Here is a 25,968-nt window from a genome sequence, read left to right as displayed (position 1 = left end):
CGTCCGGCGCCGAAGGTCCGGGGCGGGCGGTGCGACGGCAGGCCGGCGTTCAGCACGCCGGGCGCAGACCTGGAAGACCTGTGGCGAGATGGATGGGGAGTCATGACTGAGAAGACGCCGAGCCCGGGCGGGGCCGGCACCGCGGCGAACGACAGCCCTGCGGGTGACCCGGCCGCCTCCCGTCCCGGCGGCCCGCTTCCGGGGGACGGCGAGTCGATCGTCGTCCCGCCGTCGATCCTGAAGCAGCAGGCCGGCTGGGCCCAGCCCGGTGAGGCGCCGCGTGCCGCGGGCGGGACGAAGACCGACGACACCCCGCAGATCTTCGCCTCCACCGTGCGGCGGTCCGACACCTCCGAGGCCGGGTACGACGAGAACCCGCCCGGGGTCGGCCGGCTCGGTGTGATCCTCGGCACGGTGCTGACCCTGCTGCTGGCCGGCAGCGCCGTGACGCTGTACCTGGTGAACAAGGACGGCGGCAAGGACACCAGCGCGGCCAAGCCGGACGCGGCGAAGACCGCGCCGCCCACGCCGAGCGCCGAGCCGGTGCCGCCGATCAAGGACAGTGCCAAGGTGCTGCCGACCGTCACCGGTGACTTCGGCAAGAAGGCCGACATCCAGGTGCCGGGCGAGGCCTCCGACGGCTCCTTCGTCGTCAAGGTGCTCTCCGAGGGCTCCGGCGCCAAGGTGGACAAGAACTCCTGGGCCTCGGTGGACTACACCGCCAAGGACTGGAACACCGGCAAGGACATCCCGAGCTCGTACGACGCCAACGGCAAGCCGCAGATCTTCCAGGCCGGCACGGACTCGCTGATCCCGGCGCTGGACCAGGCCGTGCTCGGGAAGAAGGCCGGCAGCCGGCTGCTGGTGGTGGCCCCCCCGGCCGCCGCGTTCGGCTCGCAGGGCAAGGCCGACATGTCGATCGGGGCGAAGGACGACCTGATCTTCGTCATCGACATCCGCAACGCCAACGCGCCCGACTCGGTGGTCAGCGGCACGGTCACCCCGCCGCCGGCGGACTTCCCGCAGGTCAAGGACAACGGCAAGAAGCCGGCCGACATCACCCCGGTGGCCGGCGCCAAGGACCCGACGGAGCTGAAGTCCCACGTCCTGATCAAGGGCACCGGGCCGAAGGTGGAGAAGGGCGAGAAGGTCGTCGTCCAGTACACCGGCGCGCTGTTCAAGGACGGCAAGGTGTTCGACTCCTCGCTCAGCAAGGGCCAGGCGTTCACCTTCCCGGTCGGCGGTGGCCAGGTCATCCCGGGCTGGGACCAGGGCCTGGAGGGCCAGACCGTGGGCAGCCGGGTCGAGCTGGTGATCCCGGCCGCGCTGGGCTACGGCGACAAGGGCCAGGGCGACATCCCGCCCGCCGCGACGCTGGTCTTCGTCGTGGACATCCTCGACGCGGGTCAGGGCTGATCCACTTTCGGGTGACAATGGTGTGCGTGTGACCTTCGGGTCCGGCCGCGTGGCCGGACCCGGACGGGCGGCGGACGCCGGTACCGTGGTCCGCCCGCACTGTCGTCCGGGTGGACCGAGGTGCGGGCGTCCGCCGCTTGGTCGTGAATGCAACGCGCAACGTGAGAAGAGGGACTGTGAGCGTCAACCTCAACGAGAAGCCCGAGATCGACTTCCCGATCGGCGACGCCCCGGCGGAGCTGCAGATCCGCGACATCGTCGTCGGTGACGGCGAGGAGGCCAAGAAGGGCCAGAACGTCAGCGTCCGCTACGTCGGCGTGACCTTCGAGACCGGCGAGGAGTTCGACGCCAGCTGGAACCGGAGCCCGAACGAGTTCCGCTTCCCGCTCGGTGGCGGCCGCGTCATCAAGGGCTGGGACCAGGGCGTCGTCGGCATGAAGGTCGGCGGCCGCCGCGAGCTGACCATCCCGGCCCGCCTGGCGTACGGCAACCAGTCGCCGACCCCGGCCATCCCGCCGGGCTCGACCCTGATCTTCGTGGTCGACCTGCTGGCCGTCTGAGCCCGATCGCGCCGTGGGCCGGACCCCTCCGGGGGCCCGGCCCACGGGCGTGTCCGGGCCCGGCGGGCACCGCCCGGCGGCCGGGCGCGGACCGGCTCGGGGACCGGGTGCGGCACGGCTGCGGGACCGGGTGCGGGACGCCGCTTTTGCAGTGCGTACCGCGACCGGTACGGTCGGTCCCGCCGGGTGGTGATCGCCCGGTTGGCGCACCCCGCGCGCGGCGCGGCACACCGGAAGGGTCAGCGATGGCGATCGCCAAGGCAGAGCGGCTGATGAATCTCGCCCTGTGCCTGATGAACACCAGACGTCCGCTCTCCAAGAAGGAGCTGCGGGAATCCATCGAGGCGTACCGCGAGGCCTGGCAGGGCAGCAGCGAGGACGCCTTCAACCGGATGTTCGAGCGGGACAAGGACGACCTGCGCGAGCTCGGCCTGGTGATCGACGTCGACGAGAGCACCCTGGACGGCGAGCTCGGCTACCTGGCCCGCGCCGACCGCAACCGGCTGCCGGAGATCGCGCTGGACGCCGAGGAGGCGGCCGCGCTGACCCTGGCCGCCCGGGTCTGGCAGCAGGCCAAGATGTCCGGAGCGGCCAGCGGCGCGCTCCAGAAGCTGCGCGCGGCCGGTGTGCCGTTCGCCGAGGCCGAGGGCCGAACCGCCCTGGAGCCGCGCATCCCCGCCCGGGAGGCCGCGTTCGAGCCGCTGCTCACCGCCGCCCGGGACCGCCGTCCGGTCGGCTTCGAGTACCGCAAGGCCGGCGCCGCCGCCGTCGAGCAGCGCAGCGTCGAACCGTGGGCGCTGGAGTGCTGGCGCGGGCACTGGTACCTGGCCGGGTACGACCGTGACCGGGGCGACGCCCGGGTGTTCCGGCTCAGCCGGATCACCGGCAAGGTGCGGGCCAGGAGCGGGGCCTTCCTCGGCACCGTGCCCGAGCACGTGGACGTCCGGGCGACCGTGGCGAAGTTCGCGGGGGAGGGCGCCACCGCCACCGCGACCGTCCGGGTCCGCCGGGACGCCGGCTTCCCGCTCCGCACCAAGGCGCTGACCAGCAGCCGGGTCGACGAGGCCTGGGACGAGCTGGAGATCCCCTACGGCAACGGGCTGGGCGCCGACCTGGCGGAGTTCGGGCCGGACGTGCTGGTGCTCGGGCCGGAGGAGCTGCGGGCGGATGTGGTCGACCGGCTGCGGGCGGTCGCGGGGCTGGATGTGGAAGGCGTGCGGGCATGAGCAATGCGATCGACCAGACGCGACGGATGCTGTCGCTGGTCACCTATCTGCGCGAGCGGCCCGGGGCCGAGGTCGCCGAGGTCGCCCGGGCCTTCGGGATCAGCGAGCGCGAGCTGATCGGGGACCTCAACGTGCTGCCGATGTGCGGCACCAGTTTCCGCGGCGGCGACCTGCTCGACATCGACACCGACGGCGAGCGGATCTGGTGGCACAACGTCGACGACGTGGCCCAGCCGCTGCGACTGGCCGCCGACGAGGCGACCGCCCTGCTGGTGGCCGCCCGCGCGGTGGCCGGCCTGCCCGGGCTGCGGGCCGGTGACCGGGAGGCACTCACCCGGGCCGTTGCCAAGATCGAGAACGCGGCGGGCGAGAGCGCCGAGGGCAGCGCCCGGGTCGGCGTGACCTTCGAGGCGGAGAGCCACGTCTTCGCGGACATCGACCGCGCGCTCAGCGAGGGCCGCCGGCTCTGGCTGCGCTACTATTCGCACGGGCGCGGCGGGATGACCGAGCGCGAGGTCGACCCGATCCGGCTGCTCACCGAGGGCCACACCTACCTCGAGGCCTGGTGCCGCACCTCCGAGGACCACCGGATGTTCCGGCTCGACCGGGTCGCCGAGATCCGTGTCCTGGACGTCCCGGCCGACCCGCCCCGGCGCGAGCCGCGCGACCTGAGCGGTGGACTGGTCAACCCGGCGGCCGACGACCCCGAGGTGGTCGTCGAGGTCTCCTCCGGCGGGCGCTGGGTGGCCGAGTACTACACCCACGACCGGGCCGAGGAACTGCCCGACGGCGGACTGCGGATCACCCTGCGCAGCGCCGACCCCTCCCAGCTGCGCCCGCTGGCGCTGCGGCTGGGCCGGGACGGCCGGATCGTCTCGCCGCGCGAACTGGCCGAGCAGGCGCGCTCGGCCGCGCGGGAGGCGCTGGCCGCCTACGGGGAGGGGCAGGTCTGAGCGGTGGAACCCGGGACGAGATTCAAGGTGTACTGCTCGGAGTGCCGGGAGAAGGTGGAGCTCCCGGCTGAGGCGTTCCGGCTGACCCTCGGTCGCACCCCGGCCCAGGCGCACTACAGCTTCGGTTGCCCGCTGTGCGGGGCGGCGGTGCGCAAACCGGCCGGGGAGAAGATCGTCGAGGCGCTCACCGCGGCCGGAGTGCGCACCATGCGGCTCGTCCCGGCCGAGGGGTAGGGCCCGTATAGGGTGGGGCGCATGTCCTGGATGCTCGTCGCCGCCGTCCTGCTCGCCACCGCGGGCCTGCTGGTCCTCGGGGTCCTCGCGATCCGGCTCTGGCTCGACGTGCGGGCGCTCGCCAAGGGCGTGGACACGGCCTCGCGGGCGCTGGCCGCGGCGGCGGAGGAGCTGGCCGACGCGGTGCCGAGCCGGGCCTGACGCCCCTCCCCGCAGCCCCCGCCGTACGGGGGCTGCTGTGTGCGGGCAGGGGCGGGTTACGCTCTCAGTCGGCTCCTGGATCCGAGTGCCGGGGGCCGTTGTCCTGTTCGGGCGGCCGTCGTCGTGGCGTCATCCGCAGCGGTTACCATCCGCAGCGGACGGCCCGTCGGGCCGCCGTGACTGAAGGTGGTCGCGCATGCGCATCTCGATGACCGCGATCGTGGTGATCGTGGTACTCGCCATCGTGCTGTTCGGAGCCAAGCGGCTGCCGGAGGTGGCGCGGTCGCTGGGGAAGTCGCTGCGGATCCTGAAGAGCGAAGCCAGGGCGATGCGCGCGGACGGCGCGTCCGAGCCGCCGGAGCGGCCCGCTCCGGCGCCGGTGGACGGCTCCTCGGCCAGGACCGTCCAGGCGGCTCCGGGGGCGTCGGCCACGGCCCGTCCGGTGACCGAGCCCGCGGCCGGGTCGTCCGCGCCCGACGGCGACCGCCCGCACTGAGCACGGCGCACGTGAGGCACGCGACACACGTGAGACGTGCGACGTCTGCGACGCACGCGGCGTACACGACCATGGAGGCCCGCCGCCCGGCGGGCCTCGACGCACGAGTTGAGGACCGGGGTTGAGCAAGCTCTCCAAGGCGCCGAAGGCGTCAAAGGATCCTGAGGGGCGGATGGCCCTCGCCGACCACCTGCGGGAACTGCGCAACCGCGTGGTCAAGTCGGTCCTGGCGATCGTGCTGATCACCATCGTGGCCCTGATCTACCACAAGCAGCTCGAAACCCTTCTCCTCAAGCCGCTTCCGCAGTGCACCAAGGAGACCGCGGGCCAGTACCACGGCAAGTGCGCCCAGGTCTCGACCATCGGTCTGACCTCGGGTTTCACCTGGATGCTCAAGGTCGCGCTGACGGCCGGCGTGGTCGGTTCGGTGCCGATCTGGCTGTGGCAGGTGTGGGCGTTCGTGGCGCCCGGTCTGCACCGGCACGAGAAGAAGTACACCGTGATCTTCATGCTGTGCGGGGCGCCGCTGTTCCTGGCCGGTGTGGGCGTCGCGTTCCTGGTGCTGCCCGCCACGATCGAGGTGTTGATCTCGTTCACGCCGGACACCACCACGCCGATCCTGCCGCCGGACGACTACTTCGACATCGCCACCCGGATGGTGCTGGTCTTCGGCCTCGCCTTCGAGTTCCCGCTGCTGCTCGTGATGATGAACCTGGTCGGCATGGTCAGCGGCAAGCGGCTGCTCGGCTGGTGGCGCGGGATGATCATGGCGATCACGGTGTTCGCGGCCTTCGCCACGCCGAGCGCCGACCCGCTGACCATGCTCGCGCTGGCCGCGCCGATCTGGGGCCTGTACTTCATCGCGGTGATCATCGCGCTGGCCTTCGACAAGCGCAAGGCGCGCCGCAACCCGGACGCCCTGCTGGACGACGAGGAGGCCTCGCACCTCGACCTGTCCGTGCAGCCGGTGGCCGGGGCGGAGTCCGTCCGGGCCTCGGCGGCCCCGGCGGCCTCCAGCGCCCCGGTGCCGGCCGCGCGCCACGAGCAGATGGACGACATCACCTGAGCCGGTGGGTCCTGAGGGAGCCCCGGTCCGTCGCTGCGAGCGGCGGGCCGGGGCTTTTCGCTGGTCGGGGGCTTCCTGGGGTTTCGGTGGGGTGCCCTTGGCAGGGTGGATGGCATGTGACATATTACTGACGTGCTGAAGACCGAGAGACCTCCCCTGGATGTCGTCGTGGTCGGCGCCGGTGTGGTCGGCGCCGCCTGCGCCTACTACGCCGCCCGTGCCGGGCTCACCGTCGCCGTCGTGGACCGCGGGCCGGTGGCCGGTGGTACCACCGGCGCGGGCGAGGGCAACCTGCTGGTCTCCGACAAGGAGCCCGGACCCGAACTCGACCTCGCCCTGCTCAGCACCCGGCTCTGGCGCGAACTCGCCGAGGACCTCGGCGCGGCCGTCGAGTACGAGGCCAAGGGCGGTGTGGTGGTCGCCTCCACCGCAGCCGGGCAGGAGGCCCTGCGGGCCTTCGCGGCCGCGCAGCGCGCCGTCGGGGTGGTCGCCGAGGAGGTGCCCGGCGAGCGGCTGCGGGAACTGGAACCGCACCTGGCCCCCGGCCTGGCCGGCGGCTTCCACTACCCGCAGGACGCCCAGGTCCAGCCCGCCCTGGCCGCCGCCCACCTGCTGCGCGCGGCCCGGCGCGGGGGCGCCGAGCTGATCACGGGGGAGACCGTGACGGCCGTCGACCGGGGGCCCGACGGCGCCGTGTGCGGCGTGCGGACCGACCGCCGCCGGCTGGCCGCGCCCGCCGTGGTCAACGCGGGCGGCACCTGGGGCGGCGAGCTGGCGGCCCTGGCCGGGGTGCACCTGCCGGTGATGCCCCGGCGTGGCTTCGTCCTGGTCACCGAGCCGCTGCCGAGGGTCGTCCGGCACAAGGTCTACGCCGCCGACTACGTGGCCAACGTGGCCAGCGGCTCGGCCGGACTGGAGACCTCCGCCGTGGTCGAGGGCACCCCGGGCGGGCCGGTGCTGATCGGCGCCAGCCGGGAACGGGTCGGCTACGACCGCACGCTCTCCCAGGAGGTGCTGCGGCGGCTCGCCGGCCAGGCTGCCGACCTCTTCCCGGTGCTCGCGGACGTCACCGTGCTGCGCGCCTACCGGGGCTTCCGCCCGTACCTGCCGGACCACCTGCCGGCCATCGGGGCGGACCCCCGGGTGCCCGGGCTGTACCACGCCTGCGGCCACGAGGGAGCCGGGATCGGGCTGGCCCCGGCGACCGGGCTGCTGATCAGCGAACAGCTCACCGGAAAGCAGCCGGAACAGGACCTCACGCCGTTCCGCGCGGACCGGTTCCCCGCCGCCTGAGCCCGCCCGGCCCGCCGGGCGAGGCCGTCCGCCCGGGGCTCCCGCCCGGGTTCCGTTCCCCATGAGATTCCGTCCTGGATTGGAGACGCCGCCGATGCGCCGCCGCCGCACCCCCGCCGGGCTGGTCGAGGCCGAGCCCGGGCCCGCCCACCACATCGAGTTCGACGGCCGGCCCGTCCCCGCGCTGCCCGGGCAGTCCATCGCCGCCGCCCTGTGGGCCGACGGCGTGCTGGCCTGGCGCACCACCCGGGTCGGCGGGACGCCGCGCGGGGCGTTCTGTGGCATCGGCAGCTGCTTCGACTGCCTGGCCACCGTGGACGGCCGTCCCAACCAGCGCACCTGCCTGCTCCCCGCCGAGCCGGGCACCACCGTCACCACCCAGGAGGGCCACGGCCGTGCCGACCTCGCCGTCTGACCCCGCGCCGATCGACCGCGCGCCGTTCGACCTCGCCGTGGTCGGGGCCGGCCCGGCCGGGCTCGCCGCCGCCGTCACCGCCGCCGACCTCGGGCTGCGCTGCGTCCTGCTGGACGGCGGACAGCAGACCGGCGGGCAGTACTACCGCCACCCCGCGCCCGGCCTTGGCGCGGCCCGGCCGGACCGGCTGCACCACCACTGGTCCGCCTACACCGGCCTCGCCGACCGGCTCGCCGCCCACGAGCGGGCCGGGCGGGCCGTCTTCCGGGGCGGACACCAGGTCTGGGCGCTGGAGCGCTCCGACGGCGGCTTCGCGGTGCACGTCACCCGCGGGCCCGGGAGCACCGACCGGGCCACCGTCCGGGCCCGGTCGGTGCTGCTCGCCACCGGTGCGTACGAGCGGCAGCTGCCGTTCCCCGGCTGGACCCTGCCCGGGGTGGTGACCGCGGGCGGCGCGCAGGCCATGCTCAAGGCCGGACTGGTGCTGCCCGGACGGCGGATCGTGGTCGCCGGGAGCGGGCCGTTGCTGCTCGCCGCGGCGTCCTCGCTGGTCACCGCCGGGGCCGAGGTGCCCGCCGTGGTCGAGGCCACCGCCTACCTCGGGTACGCGCGGGGGCCCGGTGTGCTGGCGGGCGTCCCCGGCAAGCTGGTCGAGGGCGCCGGGCACGGCGGGGCGCTGCTGCGGCACGGCGTGCGGCTGCGCCCGCGCAGCGCGGTGGTCGAGGCACACGGGACGGACCGGGTCACCGGCGTCACGGTGGCCCGGCTGGACGCCGACTGGCGCCCGGTGCCCGGCACCGGGCGGCGGATCGACTGCGACGCGCTCGCCGTCGGCCACGGTCTGCTGCCACAGATCGACCTGGCCACCGAGCTGGGCGCGCGCACCCGGACCGGGCCGGACGGCGCGGTCTCGCTGGAGGTCGACGCCCGGTTGCGCACCAGCGTGCCCGGCCTGTGGTCGGCCGGGGAGACCAACGGCGTCGGCGGCGCCGACCTCGCGCTCGCCGAGGGTGAACTGGCCGCGCACGCGGTGGCCGGGGCGCTGCCGGAGGCCGCGCTGCTGCGCCGCCGCTCGCGGCTGCGGGCCTTCGCCGAGCTGATGGCCGCCGCCCACCGGCCCGGGCCGGGCTGGACCGGGTGGCTGCGTCCGGACACCGACGTCTGCCGGTGCGAGGAGGTGCCGGTCGCGGCGATCCGGGAGGCCGTGGACGAACTGGGCGCGGGGGACCCGCGCACCGTGAAGCTGCTGACCCGGGCCGGGATGGGCTGGTGCCAGGGGCGGATGTGCGGTCCGGCCGTGGCCTGCCTGGCCGGTCCGGCTCCGGGGTCGGCGTCGGGCGGTCCGGGGCCCGACCGGCGGCCGCTGGGCTGCCCGGTGCCGCTCTCGCAGCTGGCGGCGGGGCCCTCCCCGGAGTCGTGACGGCCCGTCCTCGAACCGGTGGGCCGGGGACCTTGTCTCCGGCCTGCCCCCACCTATAAAATGTCACACCTCACCAAGGAGTACACCGTGTCCATCACCCCGCACGACACCACCCGTCCCTGGCGCGGCATCATGGTCGCCACCACGATCCCGCTGCGCCCGGACCACTCCGTCGACTACGACGCGTACGCCGAGCACGTCCGCTGGCTGATCGACTCCGGCTGCGAGGGCGTCGTCCCCAACGGCTCGCTGGGCGAGTACCAGACGCTCACCGCCGAGGAGCGCGCCCGGGTCGTCGAGGTGGCCGTCGAGGCGGCCGGCGACGGCTCCCGGGTCATGCCCGGGGTGGCCGCGTACGGCAGCGCCGAGTCCCGCCGCTGGGCCGAACAGGCCGCCGAGGCCGGCGCCGGCTCCGTCCTGCTGCTCCCGCCGAACGCCTACCGGGCCGACCACGCCTCGGTGCGCGCGCACTACGCCGAGGTCGCCCAGGCGGGCCTGCCGATCGTCGCGTACAACAACCCGATCGACACCAAGGTGGACCTCGTCCCCGCGCTGCTCGCCCAACTGCACGGCGAGGGCTCGATCGTCGCCGTCAAGGAGTTCAGCGGGGACGTCCGCCGGGCGTACGAGATCGCCGAACTGGCCCCCGGGCTGGACCTGCTGATCGGCGCCGACGACGTGCTGCTGGAACTGGCGCTGGCCGGCGCGGTCGGCTGGATCGCCGGCTACCCGAACGCGCTGCCGGAGGCCTCGGTCGCGCTCTACGACGCCGCGGTGGGACACGACCTGGAGACCGCGCTGCCGCTGTACACGTCGCTGCACTCGCTGCTGCGCTGGGACTCCAAGACCGAGTTCGTCCAGGCCATCAAGCTCTCCATGGACATCGCCGGGCGCCCCGGCGGTCCGGTCCGGGCCCCGCGCCAGCCGCTCACCCCGGAGGTCGAGGCGGCCGTCCGCGCCGCGACCGAGAAGGCGCTGGCCGAGGGCCTCGCTTAGGGCTTGTCGGCCAGTACCCCTCCCGGCCGGCTGCGGGAGCAGCCGGCCCGGCCCCCTGAACCCACCGACCATCCGAACCTGTACGGGAGTTGTGACCCATGCGCAGCCGTCACGTGTTCCACGCCGTCGACTCGCACACCGAGGGCATGCCGACCCGGGTGATCACCGGCGGCTTCGGCGTCATCCCCGGCGCCACCATGGCCGAGCGCCGGGTGCACTTCCAGCAGCACCTGGACCACTTCCGCACCCTGCTGATGTACGAGCCGCGCGGCCACGCGGCGATGAGCGGCGCCATCCTGCAGCCGCCCACCCGGCCGGACGCCGACTTCGGCGTGCTCTACATCGAGGTCTCCGGACTGCTGCCGATGTGCGGGCACGGCACCATCGGCGTCGCCACCGTCCTGGTCGAGACCGGGATGGTGCCGGTCGTCGAGCCGGTCACCACCGTGCGGCTGGACACCCCGGCCGGACTGGTGGTCGCCGAGGTGCACGTCGAGGACGGCGCCGCCAAGGCGGTCACCATCCGCAACGTGGCCTCCTACTCCGTCGCACTGGACCGCAAGATCGAGGTGCCCGGCTACGGCACGGTGACCTACGACCTCGCGTACGGCGGCAACTTCTACGCCATCCTGCCGCTCGCCGAGTTCGGGCTGCCCTTCGAACGCGAGCGCAAGCAGGAGATCCTGGACGCCGGCCTCGCGATGATGGACGCGATCAACGCGGGCCCCGACCGGCCGGTGCACCCGGAGGACCCGTCCATCCACAGCTGCCACCACGTCCAGCTGCTCGCCCCCGGCTCCACCGCCGAGCACTCCCGGCACGCGATGGCCATCCACCCCGGCTGGTTCGACCGCTCGCCCTGCGGCACCGGCACCTCGGCGCGGATGGCCCAGCTGCACGCGCGTGGCGAACTCCCGCTCGGCCAGGACTTCCGCAACGACTCCTTCATCGGCACCACCTTCACCGGGCGGCTGGTCGAGGGGACCGAGGTGGCCGGGCGGCCCGCCGTCGTGCCGACCGTCACCGGGCGGGCCTGGGTCACCGGCACCGCCCAGTACTTCCTCGACCCGAGCGACCCGTTCCCGGCGGGCTTCCTGCTGTAGGCCGGGCCCCGAGCCTGCTCCGAACCTCCCCTGAAGGGCTGCCAGTCGTGACCATCACCTCGTACAACCCCGCCGACCCGGACGACCTCGTGACCGCCGTCGAGGAACCCGGCGCCGACGCCGTCCGGGCCGCCGTCGGGCGGGCCCGGAGCGCCCAGGCCGGCTGGCTCGCGGCCGGCGCGGGCGCCCGCGCGGCGGCGCTCGGCCGGATCGCCGACGCCGTCGAGGCGCACGCGGAGGAACTGACCGCGCTGATCGTGCGCGAGGTCGGCAAGCCGCTCGCCGAGGCGCGCGGCGAGGTCGCCCGGACCGCGGCGATCTGGCGCTACTACGCGCAGGCGCCGTACGCGGCCTCGGGGGCGGTGCACGAGCCCGCCGCCGGGCCCGGGCTGCTGCTCACCCGGCGCCGCCCGTACGGGGTGGCCGGGCTGATCGCGCCGTGGAACTTCCCGCTGGCGATCCCCAGCTGGAAGGCCGCGCCGGCGCTGGCGGTGGGCAACACGGCGGTGCTCAAGCCGGCACCCGAGGCGACGGCGTGCGCGCTGCGGCTGGCGGAGCTGACCCGTGCGGCCGGACTGCCCGAGGACGTGTTCACGGTGCTGCCCGGCGGGGCCGAGGAGGGCGCGGCACTGGTCGACGCGGCCGACGTGGTCTCCTTCACCGGCTCGACCGGCGTCGGCCGGGCCGTGGTGCGCGCCGCGACCGGGCGCGGAGTGCCGGTGCAGGCCGAACTCGGCGGGCTGAACGCCGCGCTGGTGCTCCCGGACGCCGACATCGACCAGGCCGCCGGCCACCTCGCGGCCGCCATCGCGGGGTACGCCGGGCAGAAGTGCACCGCCACCAGCCGGGTGATCGCGGTCGGCGCCGCGTACGAGCCGCTGCGTGACGCCCTGGTCAAGGCGCTGGCGGCGGTCGACGACGCGGTGTGCGGGCCGGTGGTCGACTCCGGCGCCCGGGACCGGCTGACGCTCGCGGTCGCCTCGGCCGTCGAGGCCGGGGCGAGCGTGCTCACCGGCGGCGCGGTGCCCGAGCGGGCCGGCTGGTACGTCGAGCCGACCCTGCTCGCCGAGGTGCCGGCCGAACACCCGCTGGCCCGCGAGGAGTTCTTCGGCCCGATCGCCGTGCTGCACGCCGTCGCCGACCTCGACGAGGCGATCGCGCTCGCCAATGACACCCCGCACAGCCTCGCCACCTCGGTCCACACCCGCAGCCTGGACGTGGCCCTGGCCGCCGCCGACCGGCTGGACGCGGGCATGATCCGGATCAACGCCCCCTCCAGCGGCGTCGACTTCCACCTGCCCTTCGGCGGCGCCAAGGGCGCGAGCCACGGCGACCGCGAACAGGGCCAGGCCGCCCTGGACTTCTACACCGTCAGCCGGACGGTCAGCGTGCTGCCGGGCGGAGGTGCCTGATGTTCGTCCGCACCGTCGACTACCACACCGCCGGCGAGCCGTTCCGGATCGTGCTGGACGGCACGCCGGCCATCCCCGGCGACACCGTCGCGGAACGCCGGGCCATCGCGCTCGGCGCGGGCGGCAGCGCCACCGCTCCCCGGCCCAGCGCACTGGACGACGTCCGGCGGCTGCTCACCCGCGAGCCGCGCGGACACGCCGGGATGTACGGCGGCTTCCTGGTGCCGCCGGACGACGACGAGGCCCACCTGGGCGTGCTGTTCTGGCACAAGGACGGCTACTCGACGGCCTGCGGGCACGGCACCATCGCGCTCGGCGCCTGGGCGGTCGAGTCCGGACTCGTCGCCGCCCCCGCGGACGGCGTGGCCCGGGTGCGGATCGACGTGCCCTCGGGCCGGGTCACCGCGCTGGTCCACCGGGCCGGCGGGCGCACCACCGGCGTCACCTTCCGCAACGTGCCCAGCCGGGTGAGCGCGCTGAAGCTGCCGGTGCGGACCTCGCGCGGAACGGTCGAGGTCGCGGTCGCGCACTCCGGCGCCTGCTACGCCTCGGTGCCGGCCGCTTCGTTGGGGCTGGCGGTGGAACCGGCGCAGCTGCCCGAACTCACCGCCGTCGGGCGGGAGATCCGGGCGGCGCTGGCCGGCGAGGACGCGGTCGAGCACCCCACCGACCCCCGGCTGTCCGGCGTGTACGGGGTGATCCTGCACGACGAACTCCCCTCCGACCACGACGTGTTGAACCAGCGGAACGTCACCGTGTTCGCGGACGGGCAGATCGACCGCTCGCCCTGCGGCTCCGGCACCTCCGCCCGGCTCGCGGTGCTCACCGCCGAGGGCCGGCTGGCCCCGGGGGAGCCGCTGCGGCACGAGTCGATCATCGGCACGGTGTTCACCGGCCGGGCGCTCCCCGGCGGGGATCCGCTCGGTGGGGGCGTCGTCACCGAGGTCGGCGGAACCGCCCACCGCACCGGCGAGCACGGCTTCGTCCTGGAGCCGGGCGACGAGCTGGGGACGGGGTTCCTCCTGTGAGACCGACCGCACCGCCCGGAACGGCTGTTGTGCCGCTCCAGTACGCCGTACCGGGCACCGGCGGAGTCGGGCCCGCCGGTGCGGTGGGGGCGATCGAGCGGGTGCTGCTGGACGGGTTCGACCCGGAGGCGGCACCCGCCCGATCGGCCGTGCCGGTGCCCGCCGGCGAACTGCTGCTCATGCCCGCGGCCGCCGGGCCGTACGCCGGAGTCAAGATCGCCGGGGTTGCGCCCGCCAACCCCGGGCACGGGCTGCCCCGGATCACCGGCAGCTACCTGCTGCTCGACGGGCCCACCCTGCAGCCGATCGCCCTGCTGGACGGCGCCGCGCTCACCGCGCTGCGCACACCCGCCGTCACCGCTGCGGCGCTGCGGCGACTGGCCGTGCCGGAGGCGGCACACCTCGTCCTGTTCGGCTCCGGGCCGCAGGCGTACGGGCACCTGGACGCCCTGCTGGCCGTCCGGCCGCTGACCCGGCTCACCGTGGTGGCGCGCCACGCCGGGCGCGCCGCGGCGCTCGCCGGGTACGGGCAGCGGCTCGGGCTGGCCGCCGCCGTCGCCGGGCCGGAGGCCGTCGCGGACGCGGACCTGGTGGTCTGCTGCACCACCGCCCGCACGCCGCTGTTCGACGGCGCGCTGGTGCCCGCGCACGCGGCGGTGGCCGCCGTCGGCTCGCACGAACCGGACGCCCGGGAGGTGGACGGGACGCTGGTCGGGCGCGCCGAACTGTACGTCGAGGCCCGGTCGGTCGCGGGCCGCGAGGCCGGGGACCTGCTGATGGCGGGCGTCGCCGGGCGGCAGCTGTGGAACCTGGCCGAGCTGGTGCGCGGCGACGCGCCGGTGCCGACCGGGCGGCCGCGGTTCTTCAAGAGCGTCGGGATGGCCTGGGAGGACCTGGCGGTCGCGGCGGAGGTGTACCGGGCGGGCCGCGTCGCGTCGCCGTAGCGGCTCAGTCGCCGATGAAGCAGATCCAACTGCCCGGGATCGCGGCACAGTTCGCCAGCAGGTTCCGCAGGTCGCGGACGGCCGCCCGCTGCGCCTCGGTGGTGCAGCGGGCGAGCAGTGCGGTGGCTTCCTCGAAGGTGGCGGCCGCGTCCTGCTCGTTGAACCAGGTGTCGCCGTACGGGTCGACCCGGCCGAGCCGGTGGTCGGGCGGGCGGGCGTGCTCGGCCAGGGCGTCGGCGAGCGCGTCGCCGTGGTCGTACGAGAGGTGCAGCATGCCGCTGCTCCGGCCGCTGCCGGGGCGGCCGTCGTACAGGGCGAGGTCGATGCCCAAATCCGTGGCTCCTGACGGTGTTCGGGAGTGGTGAGGCCGGAGCCGGCCCGGTGGGAAGGGATCCCCCGTCGGGCCGGCTCCTTCGCGTTCCGGTGCCGGCGCCCGCTGGTCCGGCGCCGGTCGCGGGTGTCCGGAGGCCGGTTGCGGGTGTCCTAGCGCTGCGCGCCGGTGTAGGTCCCGAGCAGTCGGGCCAGGTGTTTGCCGCTGACGAGCAGGGGCTCCTCGCTGCAGGCGATCCGGGCGGCGAGCTCGGCGCCCTCCAGGGTGCAGATGACGGTGCCGGCCAGCTCGGCGGCGTCCTGCGTGCCGATGCCCGCCGCGACCAGGTGGTCCACCACGATGGCCCGCCAGTTGGCGTAGGCCGCGGCCACGGCCCGCTCGATCTCGGGTGCGCGGCCGGCCGTCTCCAGGGCGGTGGTGCTGACCGGGCAGCCGTCCTGCCAGTCGGAGGCGCGCAGCTCGCGCGCGAGCATCCGGGTGCAGACGAGCACCGCCTCGCCGGGGTCGGGCGAGGAGCCCAGTCCGGCGCGCAGCAGGACGGCGAACTCCTCGTCCCCGTGCCGGATCGCCTCGGCGGCCAACTCCTGCTTCCCGCCCGGGAAGAAGTGGTAGACGGAGCCGAGGGTGGCCTCCGCCTCGCGGGAGATCTGCTTGACCCCGGTGCCCTCGTACCCCTGGCGCTGCAGCAGCCGGGAGGTGGCCCGGACGATCCGCTCGCGGGTGCCGACGGTGGTCCTCTCGGGCGTCTTCACGGCGTGATCGTAGCCGATGACATGAATAGAGCGTTCGTTCCAGAGCTGTGTCAGCGTCAGCCCCGTCGCTCTGGATGGAGCGTTCGTTCCGGGGAAGGGGTGGGCGCATGCCCGTCGAGCAGCGACAGTCGGGGCGTTCCCGGCGCGGCGTCGGCCGGGCGCGGGTGCGGCGAGCCCGAGTGCGATGGTGGGGCGGTTGCGCCGGGGGTGGGCCCCGCGGTGGCAGATCGTGTGCCGTCGGCCGTTGTCACGGCCGACGGCCGCTGCCACCATGGCTTTCGACGCCCGGCAGAGTGCTTGAATCGCGGACTGTTGCCTACGCAACGTAACGTGACATTGTACACTGGTGTTCTGCACCCACCCGGAGGAACACCATGGCCGACCTCAAACCCCGCACCCTGATCTCCGTCCAGGAGCGGCTTCGCGACCAGGTCGCCCACGCGCTCCGCGCGGCCCTGATCTCCGGCGAACTGCGCCCCGGCGTCGTCTACTCCGCCCCCGCCCTCGCCGCCGACTTCGGCGTCTCCGCCACCCCCGTCCGCGAGGCCATGCTCGACCTCGCCCGCGAGGGCCTGGTCGAGGCCGTCCGCAACAAGGGATTCCGGGTCACCGAACTCACCGAACGCGACCTCGACGACTACACCGAGATCCGCGCCCTGATCGAGGTCCCGACCGTGGGCCGGGTCACCCGCAGCGCCACCAAGGACCAGCTGGAGCAGCTGCGCCCGCAGGCGGTTGCCATCGTCGCCGCGGCACGCAAGCACGACCTGATCGGCTACCTGGAGGCCGACCGGCAGTTCCACCTCGACCTGCTCGGCCTCGCCGGCAACGCCCGGCTGGTCGACGTCGTCGGCGACCTGCGCAAGCGCTCGCGGCTCTACGGGCTCAACCGGCTCGACGAGCGCGGCGAGCTGGTGTCGTCGGCGGAGGAACACCTGGAACTGCTCGACCTGATGATCTCCGGCGACGCGGAGGCGGCCGAGGCCTGCATGACGCGGCACCTCAGCCACGTGCGGTCGCTCTGGGCCGGGCAGGGCGAGGCGGCCGAGCCGGAGCGGCCGGCGCTGCGGCTGCGGGCCCGGTAGGGGCCAAACCGCTCGTTCGGGTGAAGACTGGGGATCGGGCGTCGGGGGACGCCCGGGTCCTACGATGATGCTCTCGACATCGGCAGCCAGGAGGAACTCCATGTCCGCCGCGGCAGTGGAAGAGCCTTTCGAGCAGATGACGCTGCTCGAAAGCGCGGAGCTGATCTCGAAGCAGCTCCCCGGCCACCGGGTCGAGATCATCGGGAGCGAGATCACCGTGACGCCCACCCCGGACATGTCACATGACCGATCGGTGAGGCGCTTCGACCGTGCGTTCAACCGGGCTGGGCTCGACGGCGGCGAGACCGAGGTGTGGCAGAACATCGGCATCTGGCTGCCTGACGGACCGTTCGACTACGCGCAGCCGGATCTGGCGATCACCGACGCGGATTGCGACGACCGGGTCCTGGACTACGGGGCCTACGACCCCGCGATCTTCCGGCTCGTGCTGGAGGTGACCTCGGCGGCGCTGTGCAGTGACCTCACCAGGAAATCCGCCGCGAACGCGATGGCCGGGGTGCCGCCTACGTGGTCGTCGACCGGATCGGCCGGCGGGTGCTGGTGCTGACGGAGCCCCGGGACGGGGAGTACCGGAAGCGGGTGGTGTGCGGTCCCGGGCAGTCCTTCGTGCTGCCCGGGACACGGTGGTCCTGGAGGTGGACGACCCGTTCGCCTAGCCGACCGCCGCGGGCAGGGTCAGCCGCCCGTCGTGGACCTCGGCGACCTGGTCGACGGCCGTCAGGTGGGTGCGGTCGTGGGTGACCAGGACCGTCGCCGTGGCCCGGCGGTGGGTGAGTTCGGTGATCAGGTCCAGGACGGCGGCGCCCCGTTCGTGGTCGAGGGCGCTGGTCGGCTCGTCCACCAGGAGGACCGTGGGGTCGTTCATCAGGGCGCGGGCGATGTTGACGCGCTGGCGCTGGCCGCCGGAGAGCTGGTGCGGGCGGCGGCCGGCCTGGTCGCGCAGGCCGACGGCGTCCAGCAGCTCCAGGGCGCGGGGGAGCGCCTCGCGGGGGGAGCGGCCGTCGAGGTGCGCCATCACCTGGAGCTGTTCGGCGGCGCTGAGCGAGGGCAGCAGGTTGGCCTGCTGGAAGACGATGCCGATCCGGGTGCGGCGCAGGGCGGTGAGGTCCGCCCGGCCGAGGCCGGCGGTGTCGGTGCCGTCGACGACGACCCGCCCGGAGTCCGGGGCGATCAGGGTGGCGGCCACCGCCAGCAGGCTGGACTTGCCTGAGCCGGACGGGCCGACGACGGCGGTGATCGAGCCCTCGGGGACGGTCAGCGAGACGTCGTCGAGGGCGGTGAGCCGGCCGTCGCCGTCCGGGTAGGTCAGGGTGACGCGGTCGAGGGTCAGGGTCATCGGGCGCTCCCCAGGGCGGTCAGCGGGTCGACGGAGGTGATCCGGCGGATGGACAGGGCCGCGCCGACCGCGCCGAGGGCGATCATGACGGCGGCGGGCAGCAGCAGGGTCGGGGCGTCCAGGACGAACGGCACCGCGGAGCCGATGAGCGAGCCCGCGCCGAGCGCGATCGCGGTGCCGGCGGCCGTGCCGAGCACCAGCAGCAGGACGGCCTGGCCGAGCGCGTCGCGCAGCAGGTAGCGGGTGGACGCGCCGAGGGCCTTGAGGACGGCGATGTCGCCGCTGCGCTGGATCGTCCAGACGGTGAAGAACGCGCCGATCACCAGCGCCGAGATGGCGAACAGGAAGCCGCGCATCAGCTGCAGGGAGCCGTTCTCGGAGGTGTAGGAGCCGATCGCGGCGAGGGCGTCGTCGCGGGTGCGGCTCTGCGTGCCGTGGCGGGCGTCGGCGGCGGCGAGGTCGGCGCCCTTCGCCGTGGTGAGGGCGATGACGGTGGCGTGGCCGGTGCCGCCGGGGGCGAACTGCTGCCAGTCGGTGAGGCTGGTCCAGATCACCGGGGTGTGGCTGTACGCGACGTCGCCGTCGACGGCCGCGACCCGCAGCGGGTGCCCGGCCAGGGTGAAGTCGGCGCCGGGGGCGAGGCCGCCCAGGTTCTCGGCGGCGGTCCTGGACAGCACCGCCTGGCCGGGGGCGATCCGGGTGCCCTGCGGGGCCAGCCCGGAGCCGTCGGGGACGCCGAAGGCGGAGAGCGCGGCGGTGCGGCTCCCGGCGGCGGCCTTGGTGGTGGTGATGCCGAGCGGCTGGGCGGAGGTGACGCCGGGCTCGCGGGCCCAGGCCTGCCACTGCTCGGGGGTGACCTGGGAGTCGGTGAAGGAGAGCTCCTGCCCGTCGGCGGGTTTGCCGAAGACCAGGTGGTCGGCGGGCAGGCCGGTGATCGCGGAGATGTTCTGCCGGCCGAGTCCGGCGGTCAGTCCGGACAACATCCCGACCAGCACGGTGATCAGCACGATGACGGTTCCCATCAGGGCGAACCGCCCCTTGGCGAACCTCAGGTCCCTCCAGGCGACGAACACGGTGGCCTTCCTCTGCACAGGTGATTTCCGACGTTCCCACCGTCGTGGACCGCAGGGCCCCGGGGCATCGCGCCGGGGATTGCATCCTGGGCATCAAAGGACAGAAGCGGAGTTCAACCTTTTGATTGATGCCGGGCCCGGGGAAGGAACTTAGGCTGGACGGATGGCGACCGAACGATCCAGAACCATCCCCGTCGCCCGCGTACTCCAGGTCTGCCTGCACCTGCTCGTGGCGGGCCTGCTCGTCCTCGCCGTCGCCAGGGCCGTCCTCGGCGACCACGGCGGCGACCCGGCGGCCGTCGCCGCCGCGGCCACCGCGATGGGCGCGGTCTACGCCGTCGGGCCGCGGCTGGCCGCCGTCCGCCGCTCGCGCCGGGCGGCCGCGCTCTGGCTGGCCCTGCTCGGCGTCACCTGGGCGGGCGTGCTGCTCGCCACCCAGGACGGGGTCTGGCTGGCGTTCCCGCTGTACTTCCTGGAACTGCACCTGCTCGGGCGACGCGGGGGGCTGGTCGCCGTCGGGCTGACCGCCGTCGCGGCGATCGCCGCGTGGTCCTGGCACCAGCACAGCTTCAGCATCGCCGCCTCGATCGGGCCCGCCCTCGGCGCCGCCGTCGCCACCGCCACCGTGCTCGGCTACCAGGCGCTCTACCGCGAGAGCGAGGAACGCCGCCGGCTGATCGACGAACTCACCGCGGCCCGCGCCGACCTCGCCGCCGCCCACCACACCGCCGGGGTGCTGGCCGAACGCGAACGCCTCGCCCGGGAGATCCACGACACCCTCGCGCAGAGCCTCAGCTCCATCCAGCTGCTGCTGCGGGCGGCCCAGCGGGCCCTGCCCGAGCGCACCGAGGCCGCCGCCGGGTACGTCGAGCAGGCGCGGCAGGCCGCCCAGGACAACCTGGACGAGGCCCGGCGCTTCGTCCGCGCGCTCACCCCGCCCGCGCTGGAGAGCGACCCGCTGCCGGTCGCCCTGGAGCGGCTGTGCGCGACCACGACGGCGCACGGCGCACTGCCCGTCCACCTGCACGTCTCCGGCGACCCGGTACGGCTGCCGGTCGCGCAGGAGATCGCGCTGCTGCGGATCGCGCAGTCGGCGCTCGGCAACACCGTCCGGCACGCGAAGGCCTCGCGGGCCGAGGTGACACTCAGCTACATGGAGGGCGAGGTGGCGCTCGACGTGTTCGATGACGGGGCCGGGTTCGACCCGGCGGCGGTCGCGGACCGCACCGGCGGGGACGGCGGGTTCGGGCTGCCCTCGATGCGGGCCCGGGCCCGGGCGCTCGGCGGCACCTTCACGGTGGAGGCCGCGCCCGGGGAGGGCACCGCGGTGGCGGTGCAGCTGCCGGTCACCCCGGAGGCCGGGTCGTGATCCGGCTGCTGATCGCGGACGACCACCCCGTGGTCCGGGCCGGGCTGCGGGCCGTGCTGGAGGGCGAACCGGACTTCGCGATCGTCGCGGAGGCGGCGACCGCCGAGCGGGCCGTCGAACTGGCGGCCGGCGAGGGCGTCGACGTGGTGCTGATGGACCTCCAGTTCGGGCCCGGCTCGGCGATGAACGGCGCGCAGGCCACCGCGGCGATCACCGCCCGGCCGGGCGCGCCGCGGGTCCTGGTCGTCACCACGTACGACACCGACGCCGACACCCTGCCCGCCCTAGAGGCCGGCGCCACCGGGTACCTGCTCAAGGACGCGCCGCCGGAGGAACTCGCCCAGGCCGTGCGGGCCGCCGCGGCCGGCCGCTCGGCGCTCGCGTCCAGCGTCGCGGACCGGCTGCTGGAACGGATGCGCACGCCCGCGGCCGCGCTCAGCGCGCGGGAGACCGAGGTGCTGGGGCTGGTCGCCGACGGGCTGACCAACCAGCAGGTCAGCCAGCGGCTGCACCTGAGCCAGGCCACCGTGAAGTCCCACCTGGTGCACATCTACACCAAGTTGGGGGTGGACTCGCGCACCGCGGCGGTGCGGGAGGCGCGCGGGCGGGGGCTGATCCGCCGGGCGTAGGGTGGGCGGGGTCCGAACCTTCCGGTGGAGTGGAGGAACCCCGATGGCCGTGCGTCTCGACGAACTCGCCGTACCGGTGATCGCCGCACCGATGGCGGGCGGGGCCTCGACCCCGGAACTGGTCGCCGCGGTGAACCGGGCCGGCGGACTGGGCTTCCTCGCGGCCGGGTACCGGAGCGCCACCGCGATGACCGAACAGGTCGCACTGGTACGGAAGTCCGGCGACCGGCCGTTCGGGGTGAACCTCTTCGTCCCGGCACCGCCCGGGGACCGGGCCGCCGTCGCCGCCTACCGGGAGCGGCTGCGGCCCGAGGCCGAGCAGTGGGGGGTTACGCTGCCGGACGACATCGGGCCGGACCGGGACGACTGGGAGGCCAAGCTCGCCGCGCTGCTCGCCGACCCGGTACCGGTGGTCTCCTACACCTTCGGCCTGCCCACGGCCGAGGAGGCCGCGGCGCTGCGAGCCGTCGGAACGCTGCAGATCGGCACCGTCACCACGCCGGAGGAGGCGCAGGCAGCGCAGGCGGTGGGGATGGACGCGCTGTGCGTGCAGGGCCCGGAGGCAGGCGGGCACCGGGGCACCCACCGGGTCGCGGACCCGCCGGGCGGGCTGCCGCTGCTCGAACTGCTCCCCGCCGTGCGGGAGGTGACGGCGCTGCCGCTGATCGCCGCCGGCGGGATCGGCGACGGCGCGGCGATCGCGGCGGCGCTGCGGGCGGGGGCGGTCGCGGTGCAGCTGGGCACGGCGCTGCTGCGCGCCGACGAGTCCGGCGCCTCGGCGGCGCACCGGGCGGCGCTCACCGGACTCCCGGAGACGACCGTCACCCGCGCCTTCACCGGCCGCCCCGCGCGCGGGCTGCGCAACGCCTTCATCGACCGCCACGGCCCGTACGCCCCGCCCGCCTACCCCGAGGTCCACCACCTCACCGCCCCGCTCCGGGCCGCCGCCACCCGCCGCGGCGACACCACGGCCATGCACCTCTGGGCCGGCACCGCCCACCACCTGGCCGAGCCCGGTCCGGCGGAGGCCATCGTCGCCGACCTGTGGCGCGCCGCCCGGGGGTAGTGCGCCCGGCGCGCGCCGGGCACGGCGGCGTGTTGTCCCTCGCGGGAGAGGATCGAGCTGGACAACCTCCGCGCCTACGCCGCCGCGATCGGTGGCGAGGTCGAGGTGACCGTCCGGCAGGGCGAGCGGACGATCAAGGTGGCCTGACCGTCCGCTCGGCCCGGAGCGGTCACGCCAGCAGGTCGGACATCCAGGACTCGACGTCCTTGACCGTCCTCGGGAGGGCGCCCGACATCAGGTGGGCGCCCTCCGCCGTGATCACCAGGTCGTCCTCGATGCGGATGCCGAGGCCGCGCAGCTCGACGGGGAGGGTCTCGTCGTCGGGCTGGAGGTAGAGGCCGGGTTCGACGGTGAGGACCATGCCCTCCTCCAGGACGCCGTCGAGGTAGCGGTCGGCGCGGGACTTGGCGCAGTCGTGGTAGTCGAGGCCGAGCATGTGGCCGCTGCCGCAGAGGGTGTAGCGGCGGTACAGGCCGTTGTCCTCGGCGAGGGCCTGTTCGGCGGGGACGCGCAGGACGCCCCAGTCGGCGAGGCCTTCGGCGATGACCTGCATGGCGGCGCGGTGGAAGTCGCGGAAGCGGGCGCCTGGGCGCAGGGCGGCGATGCCGGCGCTCTGGGCGGCCAGGACCAGTTCGTAGGCCTGGCGTTGGACGGGGGTGAAGGTGCCGCCGAGAGGGAGGGTGCGGGTGATGTCGGCGGCGTAGAGGGTGTCCGTTTCGACGCCGGCGTCCAGCAGGAGCAGGGAGTCCGGGTCGAGGGCGCCGTCGTTGCGGATCCAGTGCAGGACGCAGGCGTGGGCGCCGGAGGCGGCGATGGTGGTGTAGGCGGTGCCGTTGCCCTCGGCGCGGGCGCGCAGGTCGAAGACGCCTTCGATCCAGCGTTCGCCGCGGTGGTGGCGCAGGGCGGCGGGCAGGGCGCGGACGACGTCCTGGAAGCCGGTGGTGGTGTGGTCGACGGCGAGTTGCAGCTGGCCGATCTCCCACTCGTCCTTGACCAGGCGCAACTCGGAGAGCAAGGCGGCCAGTTCACCGTCCTCGGCGGTGGCGGTGCGCCGTCCGGCGGCCTCGTCGACGAGGGCGTCGGTGCCGGTGAGGACGCGGGTGGGCGGCTGGGGGCCGGAGAGCAGTGCGCCCAGGTCGTCGAGGTGTCGGGTGCGGATGCCGGTGAGCAGGGCGGCTTCGGCGAGGTCGGGCCGGGGGCCGACCCAGAACTCGCCGTAGCGGCGGTCGCGGTAGAACTCGCCGCCGTCGCGCGGGGACCGGGGGCGCAGGTGGAGGACGGGTTCGTGGCCTTCGGGGCCGGCCGGTTCGAGGACGAGGACGTGGTCGGCCTGGTCCTCGCCGGTGAGTCCGGTGAGCCAGACGTACGCGCTGTGCGGGCGGAAGCGGTGGTCGAGGTCGTTGCAGCGGACCTTGAGCCGGCCGGCCGGGACGATCAGCCGTTCGCCGGGGAAGGCGGCGGAGAGGCGGGCCCGGCGGCCGGGGAAGCGGTCGTACCCGGGGACGCGCAGGTCGGTGGGGAGCGGGGTGGCGGCCCAGCGGGTGCCCATGAAGGCGGCGAGGGCGGGGGTGACCGGGAGGTCGTGGCTCCCGGTGCTGAGGCCGGTCTGGGGGAGGGTCACCGGTGAACTCCTAGGCGGGGCTGGGGAGATGCGTGGCGGGGGTGCGGGCACGGACACAGCTCGGTAACGGGCGGCGTCACCTCTTGTGCAGTGCAATTTCACATTACTATGTTACGGGTCACACAGCGGAGCGGCCGGATCAGGCCCCCCACAGCGGAGTTGCACATGACCAGGCGCACCCACGCCGCCCTCGCGGCGGCCCTCGCGGCGACCCTCACCCTCGGCCTCGGGGCCTGCAAGAACGACAAGAGCGACAGTGGCGGTGACGCGGCCCCCTCCAGCACCAAGGGCCCGGGCGCGGAGAGCGGCTCGATCGTCGGCGGGACCCCGGCCAAGGGCGGCACGCTCACCGTCCTGACCAACCAGGACTTCGCCCACCTCGACCCGGCCCGCAACTGGGTGGTGCCGCACATGGACTTCGGGACCCGGCTGCTCTACCGCACCCTGACCACTTTCAAGTCCGAACCGGGCGCCGCCGGCAGCGAGATCGTCCCGGACCTCGCCACCGACCTGGGCACGTCCTCCGAGGGCGGCAAGGTGTGGACCTTCACCCTCAAGGAGGGCCTGAAGTACGAGGACGGCAGCCCGATCAAGTCCGCCGACATCAAGTACAACGTCGAGCGGTCCTTCTCCCCGGACCTCACCGGCGGCCCCGACTACGCGGCGCAGTACCTGGCCGGCGGCGAGAACTACAAGGGCCCGCTGACCGGCGAGCACCTGGCGAGCATCGAGACGCCGGACGACAGGACGATCGCCTTCCACCTGAAGCGCCCGGTCGCCGAGTTCTCGGACACCGTCACCCTGCCGACCTTCTCCCCGGTGCCGCAGTCCCAGGAGAAGGGCACCCAGTACGACTCCCGGCCGTTCTCCTCCGGCCCGTACAAGATCGAGACCTACGACCGCGGCAAGCAGCTGGTGCTGGTCCGCAACACCAACTGGGACCCGGCCACCGACACCGTCCGCAAGGCCTACCCGGACAAGGTCGTGGTCACCCAGGGCATCAAGGGCGGCCAGGCCGACGACCGGATCATCGCCAGTGACGGCGCCGACGCCAACGCCGTCAACATGCCCTGGATGCAGCACGAGACCGTCGCCAAGGTACTGCCCAAGGCGGACGTCAAGTCCCGCATGGTGGCCGAGCGGACCGGCTGCACCGACATGCTCTACATGAACACCGCCAAGGCCCCCTTCGACGACCCGAAGGTGCGCGAGGCGATGATGTGGGCGGTCGACCGCGAGGCGCAGGTGACGGCGTTCGGCGGCCCGGCGGTGACCGACGTGGCGACCTCCTACCTGCCCCCGTCCCTGACCGGCGGCGTCACCTCCGACCCGCTGAAGATCCCGGCGGCCGGCGACCCGGAGAAGGCGAAGACGCTGCTCAAGGAGGCGGGCAGGGCCGACCTCAAGGTCGCGCTCACCGTCTCGCTCGGCGACAAGACCCGCGCCGAGGCGATCCAGCAGTCGCTGGCGAAGGCCGGCGTCCAGGTCACCGTCAACACCACGGACCCGTCGGCGTTCGCCGACACCATCGGCGACATCAAGAACGCCCCCGAGCTGACCATCAACGGCTGGTGCCCCGACTACCCGTCCGGTGCCACCTTCCTGCCGTTCCTCTTCGACGGCCGCACCATCAAGGAGAAGGGCAACCAGGGCAACTACAGCCAGTTCCGGGACCAGGCCACGATGGACCGGATGGACCAGATCGCGGCCATGACGGACGTCAACGAGGCCAACAAGGCCTGGCAGCAGCTGGACCAGGACCTGATGAAGAAGGCCCCGGCCGTCCCGCTGATGTGGCAGCGCCGCCCCCTGCTGGTGGGCACCAACGTCGCCGGCGCGTTCGGCAACTCCGGGTACGCCGGCATGATCGACCTCGCCGTGGTCGGCCTCAAGGACCCCGCCAAGGGCAAGGGCTGAGGGGC

At 74.3% G+C, this 25,968-nt stretch carries 27 protein-coding genes; 22 read left to right on the top strand and 5 right to left on the bottom strand.

What is annotated here, in order from left to right:
- The first annotated feature begins 102 nt into the window (after positions 1–102).
- From AB0D10_RS28015 to AB0D10_RS27940, 16 genes are all read left to right on the top strand, one after another.
- On the top strand, positions 103–1,416 hold the full coding sequence (locus AB0D10_RS28015) for an FKBP-type peptidyl-prolyl cis-trans isomerase (protein ID WP_360261614.1): 1,314 nt from the start codon (positions 103–105) through the stop codon (positions 1,414–1,416).
- Positions 1,417–1,592: 176 nt separating this feature from the next.
- Positions 1,593–1,976, top strand: a complete 384-nt coding sequence (locus AB0D10_RS28010) for an FKBP-type peptidyl-prolyl cis-trans isomerase (protein WP_360261612.1) — start codon at positions 1,593–1,595, stop codon at positions 1,974–1,976.
- A gap of 245 nt (positions 1,977–2,221) precedes the next feature.
- On the top strand, positions 2,222–3,202 hold the full coding sequence (locus AB0D10_RS28005) for a WYL domain-containing protein (protein WP_360261609.1): 981 nt from the start codon (positions 2,222–2,224) through the stop codon (positions 3,200–3,202).
- Positions 3,199–4,155 carry a WYL domain-containing protein gene (locus AB0D10_RS28000; RefSeq protein ID WP_360261606.1) on the top strand — a complete coding sequence of 319 codons (957 nt, stop codon included), beginning with the start codon at positions 3,199–3,201 and terminating at the stop codon, positions 4,153–4,155. The genes AB0D10_RS28005 and AB0D10_RS28000 overlap by 4 nt, the downstream gene beginning before the upstream one ends.
- A 54-nt stretch (positions 4,156–4,209) precedes the next feature.
- Positions 4,210–4,389, top strand: a complete 180-nt coding sequence (locus AB0D10_RS27995; RefSeq protein ID WP_360261603.1) for a hypothetical protein — start codon at positions 4,210–4,212, stop codon at positions 4,387–4,389.
- Positions 4,390–4,410: 21 nt separating this feature from the next.
- Positions 4,411–4,590: a hypothetical protein gene (locus AB0D10_RS27990; protein WP_360261601.1), complete on the top strand. Its 180-nt coding sequence runs from the start codon at positions 4,411–4,413 to the stop codon at positions 4,588–4,590.
- A 196-nt stretch (positions 4,591–4,786) separates the two neighbouring features.
- Entirely contained in the window at positions 4,787–5,086 is a 300-nt protein-coding gene (gene tatA / locus AB0D10_RS27985) for a Sec-independent protein translocase subunit TatA (RefSeq protein WP_360261599.1), read from the top strand.
- A 121-nt stretch (positions 5,087–5,207) separates the two neighbouring features.
- Positions 5,208–6,152 carry a twin-arginine translocase subunit TatC gene (gene tatC / locus AB0D10_RS27980; RefSeq protein WP_360261596.1) on the top strand — a complete coding sequence of 315 codons (945 nt, stop codon included), beginning with the start codon at positions 5,208–5,210 and terminating at the stop codon, positions 6,150–6,152.
- 132 nt (positions 6,153–6,284) lie between these two features.
- Positions 6,285–7,445 carry an FAD-binding oxidoreductase gene (locus tag AB0D10_RS27975; RefSeq protein ID WP_360261594.1) on the top strand — a complete coding sequence of 387 codons (1,161 nt, stop codon included), beginning with the start codon at positions 6,285–6,287 and terminating at the stop codon, positions 7,443–7,445.
- 94 nt (positions 7,446–7,539) lie between these two features.
- The gene (locus tag AB0D10_RS27970; protein WP_360261754.1) at positions 7,540–7,860 is read left to right on the top strand and encodes a (2Fe-2S)-binding protein; all 321 of its coding nucleotides are present in this window, start codon (positions 7,540–7,542) and stop codon (positions 7,858–7,860) included.
- Entirely contained in the window at positions 7,841–9,280 is a 1,440-nt protein-coding gene (locus AB0D10_RS27965) for an NAD(P)/FAD-dependent oxidoreductase (protein WP_360261591.1), read from the top strand. Before AB0D10_RS27970 ends, AB0D10_RS27965 begins: the two co-directional genes overlap by 20 nt.
- An 87-nt stretch (positions 9,281–9,367) precedes the next feature.
- Positions 9,368–10,276: a dihydrodipicolinate synthase family protein gene (locus AB0D10_RS27960; protein ID WP_360261589.1), complete on the top strand. Its 909-nt coding sequence runs from the start codon at positions 9,368–9,370 to the stop codon at positions 10,274–10,276.
- 98 nt (positions 10,277–10,374) lie between these two features.
- Positions 10,375–11,379 carry a proline racemase family protein gene (locus tag AB0D10_RS27955; protein ID WP_360261587.1) on the top strand — a complete coding sequence of 335 codons (1,005 nt, stop codon included), beginning with the start codon at positions 10,375–10,377 and terminating at the stop codon, positions 11,377–11,379.
- Positions 11,380–11,417: 38 nt separating this feature from the next.
- The gene (locus AB0D10_RS27950; RefSeq protein ID WP_360261752.1) at positions 11,418–12,791 is read left to right on the top strand and encodes an aldehyde dehydrogenase family protein; all 1,374 of its coding nucleotides are present in this window, start codon (positions 11,418–11,420) and stop codon (positions 12,789–12,791) included.
- Positions 12,791–13,819, top strand: a complete 1,029-nt coding sequence (locus AB0D10_RS27945; protein ID WP_360261584.1) for a proline racemase family protein — start codon at positions 12,791–12,793, stop codon at positions 13,817–13,819. The genes AB0D10_RS27950 and AB0D10_RS27945 overlap by 1 nt, the downstream gene beginning before the upstream one ends.
- Positions 13,820–13,848: 29 nt before the next feature.
- Positions 13,849–14,763: an ornithine cyclodeaminase family protein gene (locus AB0D10_RS27940; RefSeq protein ID WP_360261581.1), complete on the top strand. Its 915-nt coding sequence runs from the start codon at positions 13,849–13,851 to the stop codon at positions 14,761–14,763.
- 4 nt (positions 14,764–14,767) lie between these two features.
- Here AB0D10_RS27940 and AB0D10_RS27935 read toward each other — a convergent pair whose 3' ends face one another.
- The gene (locus AB0D10_RS27935; RefSeq protein WP_360261578.1) at positions 14,768–15,094 is read right to left on the bottom strand and encodes a hypothetical protein; all 327 of its coding nucleotides are present in this window, start codon (positions 15,092–15,094) and stop codon (positions 14,768–14,770) included.
- A 152-nt stretch (positions 15,095–15,246) separates the two neighbouring features.
- Positions 15,247–15,846, bottom strand: coding sequence for a TetR/AcrR family transcriptional regulator (locus tag AB0D10_RS27930; protein ID WP_360261575.1), 600 nt, complete (start codon positions 15,844–15,846; stop codon positions 15,247–15,249).
- Positions 15,847–16,220: 374 nt separating this feature from the next.
- Between AB0D10_RS27930 and AB0D10_RS27925 the strand changes: the two genes are divergently transcribed.
- Both AB0D10_RS27925 and AB0D10_RS27920 read left to right on the top strand, forming a co-directional pair.
- Complete coding sequence (locus AB0D10_RS27925; RefSeq protein WP_360261572.1) at positions 16,221–16,931, top strand: GntR family transcriptional regulator; 711 nt, start codon at positions 16,221–16,223, stop codon at positions 16,929–16,931.
- A gap of 100 nt (positions 16,932–17,031) precedes the next feature.
- The gene (locus tag AB0D10_RS27920) at positions 17,032–17,499 is read left to right on the top strand and encodes a Uma2 family endonuclease (protein WP_360261569.1); all 468 of its coding nucleotides are present in this window, start codon (positions 17,032–17,034) and stop codon (positions 17,497–17,499) included.
- A gap of 105 nt (positions 17,500–17,604) precedes the next feature.
- Here AB0D10_RS27920 and AB0D10_RS27915 read toward each other — a convergent pair whose 3' ends face one another.
- Both AB0D10_RS27915 and AB0D10_RS27910 read right to left on the bottom strand, forming a co-directional pair.
- Positions 17,605–18,288, bottom strand: a complete 684-nt coding sequence (locus tag AB0D10_RS27915) for an ABC transporter ATP-binding protein (RefSeq protein ID WP_360261566.1) — start codon at positions 18,286–18,288, stop codon at positions 17,605–17,607.
- Complete coding sequence (locus AB0D10_RS27910) at positions 18,285–19,361, bottom strand: ABC transporter permease (RefSeq protein WP_360261563.1); 1,077 nt, start codon at positions 19,359–19,361, stop codon at positions 18,285–18,287. Before AB0D10_RS27910 ends, AB0D10_RS27915 begins: the two co-directional genes overlap by 4 nt.
- Before the next feature lie 163 nt (positions 19,362–19,524).
- Here AB0D10_RS27910 and AB0D10_RS27905 point away from each other — a divergent pair, with 163 nt between their 5' ends.
- From AB0D10_RS27905 to AB0D10_RS27895, 3 genes are read left to right on the top strand one after another with little or no spacing between them, the layout of a single operon-like run.
- Positions 19,525–20,730, top strand: a complete 1,206-nt coding sequence (locus AB0D10_RS27905; RefSeq protein WP_360261560.1) for a sensor histidine kinase — start codon at positions 19,525–19,527, stop codon at positions 20,728–20,730.
- Positions 20,727–21,359 carry a response regulator transcription factor gene (locus AB0D10_RS27900; RefSeq protein WP_360261557.1) on the top strand — a complete coding sequence of 211 codons (633 nt, stop codon included), beginning with the start codon at positions 20,727–20,729 and terminating at the stop codon, positions 21,357–21,359. The genes AB0D10_RS27905 and AB0D10_RS27900 overlap by 4 nt, the downstream gene beginning before the upstream one ends.
- Positions 21,360–21,402: 43 nt before the next feature.
- Positions 21,403–22,425: a nitronate monooxygenase gene (locus AB0D10_RS27895; RefSeq protein ID WP_360261554.1), complete on the top strand. Its 1,023-nt coding sequence runs from the start codon at positions 21,403–21,405 to the stop codon at positions 22,423–22,425.
- Positions 22,426–22,594: 169 nt separating this feature from the next.
- On the opposite strand, the gene AB0D10_RS27890 is transcribed toward AB0D10_RS27895, so the two are convergent.
- Positions 22,595–24,046 carry an aminopeptidase P family protein gene (locus tag AB0D10_RS27890; RefSeq protein WP_360261551.1) on the bottom strand — a complete coding sequence of 484 codons (1,452 nt, stop codon included), beginning with the start codon at positions 24,044–24,046 and terminating at the stop codon, positions 22,595–22,597.
- Positions 24,047–24,211: 165 nt separating this feature from the next.
- On the opposite strand from AB0D10_RS27890, the gene AB0D10_RS27885 reads away from it, so the two are divergent.
- Positions 24,212–25,963, top strand: coding sequence for an ABC transporter substrate-binding protein (locus AB0D10_RS27885; protein WP_360261548.1), 1,752 nt, complete (start codon positions 24,212–24,214; stop codon positions 25,961–25,963).
- Positions 25,964–25,968 lie beyond the last annotated feature (5 nt).

It is taken from the genome of Kitasatospora sp. NPDC048545, assembly GCF_040651155.1.
GTDB lineage: Bacteria > Actinomycetota > Actinomycetes > Streptomycetales > Streptomycetaceae > Kitasatospora.
Note: the sequence above shows the minus strand (reverse complement) of the source record. Positions and strands in the feature narration are given on the sequence as shown.

Coding starts and splice junctions, on each gene's coding strand:
- tatA (WP_360261599.1), top strand. CDS start 4,787: ATGCGCATCTCGATGACCGCGATCGTGGTGATCGTGGTACTCGCCATC.
- AB0D10_RS27970 (WP_360261754.1), top strand. CDS start 7,540: ATGCGCCGCCGCCGCACCCCCGCCGGGCTGGTCGAGGCCGAGCCCGGG.
- AB0D10_RS27925 (WP_360261572.1), top strand. CDS start 16,221: ATGGCCGACCTCAAACCCCGCACCCTGATCTCCGTCCAGGAGCGGCTT.
- AB0D10_RS28000 (WP_360261606.1), top strand. CDS start 3,199: ATGAGCAATGCGATCGACCAGACGCGACGGATGCTGTCGCTGGTCACC.
- AB0D10_RS27945 (WP_360261584.1), top strand. CDS start 12,791: ATGTTCGTCCGCACCGTCGACTACCACACCGCCGGCGAGCCGTTCCGG.
- AB0D10_RS27905 (WP_360261560.1), top strand. CDS start 19,525: ATGGCGACCGAACGATCCAGAACCATCCCCGTCGCCCGCGTACTCCAG.
- AB0D10_RS28015 (WP_360261614.1), top strand. CDS start 103: ATGACTGAGAAGACGCCGAGCCCGGGCGGGGCCGGCACCGCGGCGAAC.
- AB0D10_RS27895 (WP_360261554.1), top strand. CDS start 21,403: ATGGCCGTGCGTCTCGACGAACTCGCCGTACCGGTGATCGCCGCACCG.
- AB0D10_RS28005 (WP_360261609.1), top strand. CDS start 2,222: ATGGCGATCGCCAAGGCAGAGCGGCTGATGAATCTCGCCCTGTGCCTG.
- AB0D10_RS27920 (WP_360261569.1), top strand. CDS start 17,032: ATGTCCGCCGCGGCAGTGGAAGAGCCTTTCGAGCAGATGACGCTGCTC.
- AB0D10_RS27915 (WP_360261566.1), bottom strand. CDS start 18,288: ATGACCCTGACCCTCGACCGCGTCACCCTGACCTACCCGGACGGCGAC.
- AB0D10_RS27990 (WP_360261601.1), top strand. CDS start 4,411: ATGTCCTGGATGCTCGTCGCCGCCGTCCTGCTCGCCACCGCGGGCCTG.
- AB0D10_RS27955 (WP_360261587.1), top strand. CDS start 10,375: ATGCGCAGCCGTCACGTGTTCCACGCCGTCGACTCGCACACCGAGGGC.
- AB0D10_RS27885 (WP_360261548.1), top strand. CDS start 24,212: ATGACCAGGCGCACCCACGCCGCCCTCGCGGCGGCCCTCGCGGCGACC.